The organism is Promicromonospora kroppenstedtii DSM 19349 (assembly GCF_000515355.1).
Taxonomy (GTDB): domain Bacteria; phylum Actinomycetota; class Actinomycetes; order Actinomycetales; family Cellulomonadaceae; genus Promicromonospora; species Promicromonospora kroppenstedtii.
This window is the reverse complement of sequence record NZ_KI911718.1, coordinates 2,006-7,304: the sequence shown is the minus strand read 5'-3', so window position 1 is coordinate 7,304 and position 5,299 is coordinate 2,006. Positions and strand designations below refer to the sequence as shown.

The following is a 5,299-nucleotide window of genomic DNA, read 5'->3' as shown; positions in this document are numbered from 1 at the left end:
GTACTCGGCCCGCACGCCCGCCGACGTCTTCTTCGCCGGCGAGCTGGCCGCGCTCGCCGGGCCGACGCTCGGGCTCGACCTGGTCTACACGCGGGCGGCACCGGACGGCTGGCCCGACCCGGTCGGCCGGCTCACGCGGGAGACCCTCGCCGCACGAACCGTCCCGGCGGAGCAGCACCCGCACGTCTACGTCTGCGGCTCGACGGGCTTCGTCGAGACGGTCGCCCGCTGGCTGCAGGACCTGGGCCACGCCGCGGCGGACATCCACACCGAGCGCTTCGGAGGTCTTTAGATGACACACCACCTCGACGGCAACGTCCTCGCCGGTGCGCTCTCGGAGGTGTTCCGCACCGACGTCACCGCCGCCCGCGGCCGGTGCGGGGGCTGCGGCCGCACCGCCCCCATCGCCGAGGCCATGGTCTGGACCGACGCCCCCGGCCTGGTGGCCCGGTGCGCGGGCTGCGACCGGGTGCTCGCCACCGTCGTCGACACGGGCGACCGCGTGATCCTGAGCCTGGCGGGGCTGAGCGCCGTCGAGCTGCGGCGCTGAGCTCAGTCGGCTCCGGCCTTGACCTGTGCCACCCGGCGGCGGAGTGTGGAAGGCGACGGCAGCGCCGTCCGGACGCTGCCCCGAACACACAGGGAGAGTCCGACATGTACGTACGCACTACCGAGGTCCAGGGTGATCCCGGGGGGATCGACGACGGGCTGCGGATCGTTCGCGAGGACGTGTTCCCGGCCGTCACCGCGATGGACGGCTGCGTCGGGATGTCCATGCTGGTCGACCGCGAGTCCGGCCGGTGCATCGCCACGACGGCGTGGCAGTCGATGGACGCGATGCAGGCGAGCGCCGACGCCGTCCTCCCGCTGCGCGAGCGGGCCGTCCAGGCGCTCGGCAGCACCGGGGGCGGCGACGTCAACGAGTGGGAGGCCGCAGTCGTGCACCGCGACCACGCCACGCCCGACGGCGCCTGTGCCCGCCTCACCTGGCTGAGCGGCGGTCAGGACATGGTCGACCGTTGTATCGACCTCTACCGCATGGTCATCCTGCCGCAGCTGCAGGAGATGGACGGGTTCTGCAGCGGCAGCCTGATGGTCGACCGCGAGCGGGGCCGGGCCGTCGGCACCACCGCGTTCGACAGCATGGAGGCCGTCGTGCGCGCGCGGGAGGCCACCGCACACATCCGCGAGCGCGTGGTCCGTGAGCTGGGTGCCACGGTCGACGGTCTCGAGGAGATGGAGATCGCGTTCGCGCACCTCCACGTGCCAGAGATGGCGTGACGCCGGACAGGAACCGCGGCCGCTGCCGCCAGGAGGCAGCGGCCGTGGTCCGGCGTCAGGGCCGGGTCCGGCGCCCGGCCGGTCACGGCTCCAGGCCGGTCAGTCCTTTGCCGGTGCGCAGGTCGAGCGGCACCGAGACCTGGTCGTGTGCGACCAGCCAGGTGCCGCCGTCCTTGCGGAGGCAGAACGTGGCCCGCACCCACATGCCGGCCGTCACGGTGCCGTCCGCGAGGGTGCCGCTGAGCCGGCCGAAGCCGTGCCCGAACGCGACGGTGCCGCCGACCGTGAGGTCCAGGTCGCGCAGCTCGTAGCGGACCTCGGCGAAGGCCGCGAACACCCGCGCCCAGTTCGCCAGCTTCGCCTCCACGCCCACGTGCTGCAGCGGCGGCTCGACGTCGAAGGAGACGACGTCGGCCGCGTAGACCTGCCGCAGCCGGTCGAGGTCCTTGGCGTGGATCCCCTCGATGATCCCGTCGAGCCGGCCGCGGACGGCCGCCTCGTCGTCGTCCGGTGTCTGCGTGCTCATCGCTGTCCGTCCTTCCGTCGGGTGGTTCCTCACCGGTGTGACGGAGGGGGCGCGCCGAACGTGACGGTCAGCGCGGGTCGCCGCCGCCGGTCAGCTCCACGTCGAGCGTGACCCGGTCAGTCCACCAGAACGACGTCGCTGGCGTAGGCCGTCACCTCGGGCGGGGTCCAGTCCTCGTCCTCGTCGTCGCCGGAGTCCTCGCCCTCCTCCGGGGGCGGCTCGGTGACGCACTCGCCGTCGATCATCCACCCCAGGCCGCCGTCCAGGCAGAGGCCGCCGCTCAGGCGGATCCCCGCCGTCGCGCGCGCCTCCGAGCTGAGCCCGGTGCCCGGCACGACCTCGTGGTGCCGCACCTCGGCGGTGACCCGCAGGCGCGCGACGTCGACGTCGAGGTCGACCAGCTCGGCGCCGTTGCGCTCGGCGTACTGACGGGCCGCCTCGTACATCTCCTCCTCGGTGCCCGGGCCGAGCAGCGCCTCCTCGAGCAGGTCCCAGAACGCCGAGCGCTCCCCGCCCAGGAGGTGCAGCGCGGGCAGCAGGCCCAGCCGGTCGTCCCACTCCTGGGCGGCGGCGAGCGCCGCGGCGTCGGCGGCGGTGCCCGCCTCGCGGCGGTCGTTCGTGGCCGAGCCGAACATCGCGATCACCAGCACCGCTGCGCTGAGCATCCCGACGGCGACGGGGATCGTCATCACGTGCATGGAGCCGCGCTCACCGTCGTCGGTCCGTCGGGGCATGGTCACTCCTGGTGTGGATGGGTCACGAGGCCGGGTCGGTCACGGGCACGTCGGTGATGCGGAACCGCTCCGGGGCGTCCACGGTCACGGTGTCCTGGCCGGTGTCGGGCCAGTAGACGGTGATCGTGGCGCGCTGGCCCTGGTCCAGCGTCTGGACCTCCTCGTCGCCGAGCAGCCGGCGCAGCACGAAGCCGCCCGCGCGCTCCTCGGCCACGTAGTCGTAGGGCAGCACCCGCTCGCGGGCGCCGAGCAGCGACAGGTTGTGCGGGCCGGCCACCTCGGCGAGGGCGCCGAACCTGCGGTCGCCGAACATCTTCAGGTGGGCCGGGAGGAACCAGGCCGGGTCGATCCCGGTGCCGTCGGTCCGCTCCGCGACGAGGGTGCCGACCAGGGCGCCGGGGCGCCGCTGGACCGACTCGACCTCGACGGTGTACTCGCCACGATCGGTCTTGATCGTGACGGCGGCGTCCCGGGCGGTCGGGGCGTCGGTCCCGGGCGCCTCGCTCTCGGCTGACGTGTCGACCACGAGGTGGCCCTGGAAGTGGATCTCGACGCGCCGGTTGGCGGCGCGCGCCTCGGCGCTCCGGCCCTCGGCGACCGGCTCGGACTCGCCACGGCCCTCCTCGGTCACGGTGAAGTCGCCGCCCAGGTCGGCGCGCAGGCGTTCGGCCACGGAGCGGGCGCGCCGCTCGGACAGGGCCTGGTTGTAGGCGTCGGTGTCGACGTCGTCGGTGTGCCCCACCACGTGCACGTCGCCGGCGTCGGCCTGCTCGACGATCGAGGCGGCGGCCCGCTCGACGACGCCCCGCGCGGACCGTGACAGCGTGTCCTGGTCGGGGTCGAACAGGACGTCGGAGGCCAGGGTGACCGTGACGTCGTCGTCCTCGGCGGAGGTCGCGGACCCGGCGTCGTAGCCCTGGGTGAAGGCGCGCAGCTCGGTGGTCGCCCCGGTCCCGGCGCCGCCGGTCTGCTCGAGGGCCGCGTCGAAGTCGTCGCCCGCGGCGACGACGGGCACGGTGACGGCGCCGTACCCGGGCAGCAGCACGTCCACCGACTTGCCGGCGGGGGCCGCGAAGACGGCGACGGCGGAGCCGGTCAGCGTGTCGTCGTCGCCGCGGTCCTGGTCGAGCTCCGCCGCGGGGGTCCCGTCGGCTGCCTGGGCCACGGGGTGCACCACCTGGGCCTCGGTGTCGACGAGGCGCACACCGCGGCCGTCGGTGACGGACTTGCCCAGCCCGCCCAGGCTCAGCGGGACGGTCCCGGAGCCCAGGGAGTCGTCGCCGGCCGGCTCGGCGGCGTACTCGTAGCGGAGTACCGCCAGGTCGCCGTCGGCCTCGACCGGGCGCAGGTCGAACCGCACGCGCGCCTCGTGCAGCTCCCGCTCCACGGAGACGACCTCGTCCGGAGGCGTGGTGGCGCCTCCGGACGAGGTCGGGGATGCGTCGGGTGGCGGCGTCACCGTGTCGGCCCGGTCGTCGGGGCCGGTCAGGCCGCAGCCTGCCAGCAGGCCGACGAGTCCGACGGCGAGCGCGGCGCGGTGGACCTGACGCATCCAGTACCTCCGTTGTGTCTCGGTGGTGGCTTACTCGCCGCCGCCCGCGCCCGCGATGTCGTTGACGGCGTCGGTGAGCTGCGTGACGATCGCGTCGCCGACGTCGCTCGCCGCGGCGATGACGATACCGACGACGGCCACGACCAGCAGGACCGCGCCGACGTACTCGACGGTGCCCTGGCCGCGCTCGTCGTCGCGGGCCCGGCGGGCCGCACGCTCGGCGACGGCCGCGAGCGCGATGCGGGCGGCGGTGGCCTTCTCGATCAGCTTGTTCATGGTGTCCTCCATGTTCGGTGTCCGGTGACCGGCTGCGGATCGGACCGCGGCCACACCAGAGAACCTATGGAGCGGCGGCCCGCGGCCCCAGGGTGTGCGGGCCTGGTCGCGGGCCTGTTCTGCCTGGGCCCACGGCACTAGCCGGCTCCGGGCCCCGCTGCAGCCAGCGCACGATCGCCTGGCTGCGCGTGGTCACACCGAGCTTCGCGAACAGGCTGTTCACGTGGTTCTTCACGGTCTTCTCGGAGATGAACAGGCGGGCCGCCACCTCGCCGTTGGCGAGGCCGTCGGCCACCAGGTCCATCACCTCGGCCTCGCGCCGGGACAGCAGGTCGCGCACCGCGGGCCCACGGGACGGTGCGGCGGACGGCGGGGCCACCCCGGAGACCACCTGGCTGCCGCTCCGGCAGAGCCGGACCGCGGCGACCATCGCCTCGGGCTCCAGCGCGCCGTGCACCAGGTACCCGGCGGCGCCCGCGGCGATGGCCTCGGCGACCGTCTCCGGGTCGTCCGTGTGGGTCAGCATGACCACGGTCGCCCCGGTGGTGAGCTGGGGCAGCAGCTCCAGCCCGCTCATCCGGGGCATCCGCACGTCCAGCAGCACGACGTCGACCTGGCCGGCCCGGACGTACGCGATCGCCTCGTAGGGGTCCCCCGTGTCGGCCACGGACGTCACGCCCGAGGTCCCGTCCAGGAGCGTCCGCAGGCCCATCCGGATGATGGGGTTGTCGTCCACCGCGAGTATGCGCATCAGGCTGCCTCCACCAGTGCTCGGGCCGGTTCCGCGGGCAGCACCACCGTGACCACGGTGCCGCCCTCCGGCCCGGCTTCCCAGGTCGCGTCGCCGCCGCAGAGCTGGGCCCGCTCGCGGACGCCGCGCATGCCGTAGTGCCCGCCGTGCGGGCCGTCCGTGTCGAGCGCCGAGCCGCC

At 74.4% G+C, this 5,299-nt stretch carries 8 protein-coding genes and 1 pseudogene; 3 read left to right on the top strand and 6 right to left on the bottom strand.

All coding sequences use genetic code 11. The features are described 5' to 3' along the window. From PROKR_RS35635 to PROKR_RS20425, 3 genes are all read left to right on the top strand, one after another. Positions 1 to 292: oxidoreductase (locus PROKR_RS35635; protein WP_036966559.1), on the top strand; the 292-nt coding region annotated here is incomplete at its 5' end. Then, entirely contained in the window at positions 293 to 550 is a 258-nt protein-coding gene (locus PROKR_RS20430) for a DUF6510 family protein (protein WP_036966556.1), read from the top strand. A 104-nt stretch (positions 551 to 654) separates the two neighbouring features. Continuing rightward, complete coding sequence (locus PROKR_RS20425; RefSeq protein WP_036966553.1) at positions 655 to 1,281, top strand: antibiotic biosynthesis monooxygenase; 627 nt, start codon at positions 655 to 657, stop codon at positions 1,279 to 1,281. Between the two features lie 82 nt (positions 1,282 to 1,363). On the opposite strand, the gene PROKR_RS20420 is transcribed toward PROKR_RS20425, so the two are convergent. The 6 genes and pseudogenes from PROKR_RS20420 to PROKR_RS35630 all read right to left on the bottom strand — a co-directional run. Further along, complete coding sequence (locus PROKR_RS20420) at positions 1,364 to 1,807, bottom strand: YybH family protein (protein WP_036966550.1); 444 nt, start codon at positions 1,805 to 1,807, stop codon at positions 1,364 to 1,366. Positions 1,808 to 1,923: 116 nt separating this feature from the next. Beyond that, positions 1,924 to 2,541 (bottom strand): pilus assembly protein TadG-related protein, encoded by a 618-nt coding sequence (locus PROKR_RS30870; RefSeq protein WP_051433189.1) that lies wholly within the window; start codon positions 2,539 to 2,541, stop codon positions 1,924 to 1,926. A gap of 22 nt (positions 2,542 to 2,563) precedes the next feature. Beyond that, positions 2,564 to 4,093 (bottom strand): OmpA family protein, encoded by a 1,530-nt coding sequence (locus tag PROKR_RS20410; protein WP_036966547.1) that lies wholly within the window; start codon positions 4,091 to 4,093, stop codon positions 2,564 to 2,566. Positions 4,094 to 4,123: 30 nt separating this feature from the next. Next, entirely contained in the window at positions 4,124 to 4,369 is a 246-nt protein-coding gene (locus PROKR_RS20405; protein ID WP_198012522.1) for a hypothetical protein, read from the bottom strand. 64 nt (positions 4,370 to 4,433) lie between these two features. Then, complete coding sequence (locus tag PROKR_RS20400; RefSeq protein WP_051433188.1) at positions 4,434 to 5,120, bottom strand: response regulator transcription factor; 687 nt, start codon at positions 5,118 to 5,120, stop codon at positions 4,434 to 4,436. After that, positions 5,120 to 5,299 (bottom strand): annotated as a pseudogene (locus PROKR_RS35630) (hypothetical protein); the annotation flags it as partial. The pseudogene PROKR_RS35630 and the gene PROKR_RS20400, both read right to left, overlap by 1 nt.

What these genes read in the sequence shown, in the direction of transcription:
- PROKR_RS20400 (WP_051433188.1), bottom strand. Translation starts at nt 5,120, where the DNA reads ATGCGCATACTCGCGGTGGACGACAACCCCATCATCCGGATGGGCCTG.
- PROKR_RS20430 (WP_036966556.1), top strand. Translation starts at nt 293, where the DNA reads ATGACACACCACCTCGACGGCAACGTCCTCGCCGGTGCGCTCTCGGAG.
- PROKR_RS20405 (WP_198012522.1), bottom strand. Translation starts at nt 4,369, where the DNA reads ATGAACAAGCTGATCGAGAAGGCCACCGCCGCCCGCATCGCGCTCGCG.
- PROKR_RS20420 (WP_036966550.1), bottom strand. Translation starts at nt 1,807, where the DNA reads ATGAGCACGCAGACACCGGACGACGACGAGGCGGCCGTCCGCGGCCGG.
- PROKR_RS30870 (WP_051433189.1), bottom strand. Translation starts at nt 2,541, where the DNA reads ATGCCCCGACGGACCGACGACGGTGAGCGCGGCTCCATGCACGTGATG.
- PROKR_RS20410 (WP_036966547.1), bottom strand. Translation starts at nt 4,093, where the DNA reads ATGCGTCAGGTCCACCGCGCCGCGCTCGCCGTCGGACTCGTCGGCCTG.
- PROKR_RS20425 (WP_036966553.1), top strand. Translation starts at nt 655, where the DNA reads ATGTACGTACGCACTACCGAGGTCCAGGGTGATCCCGGGGGGATCGAC.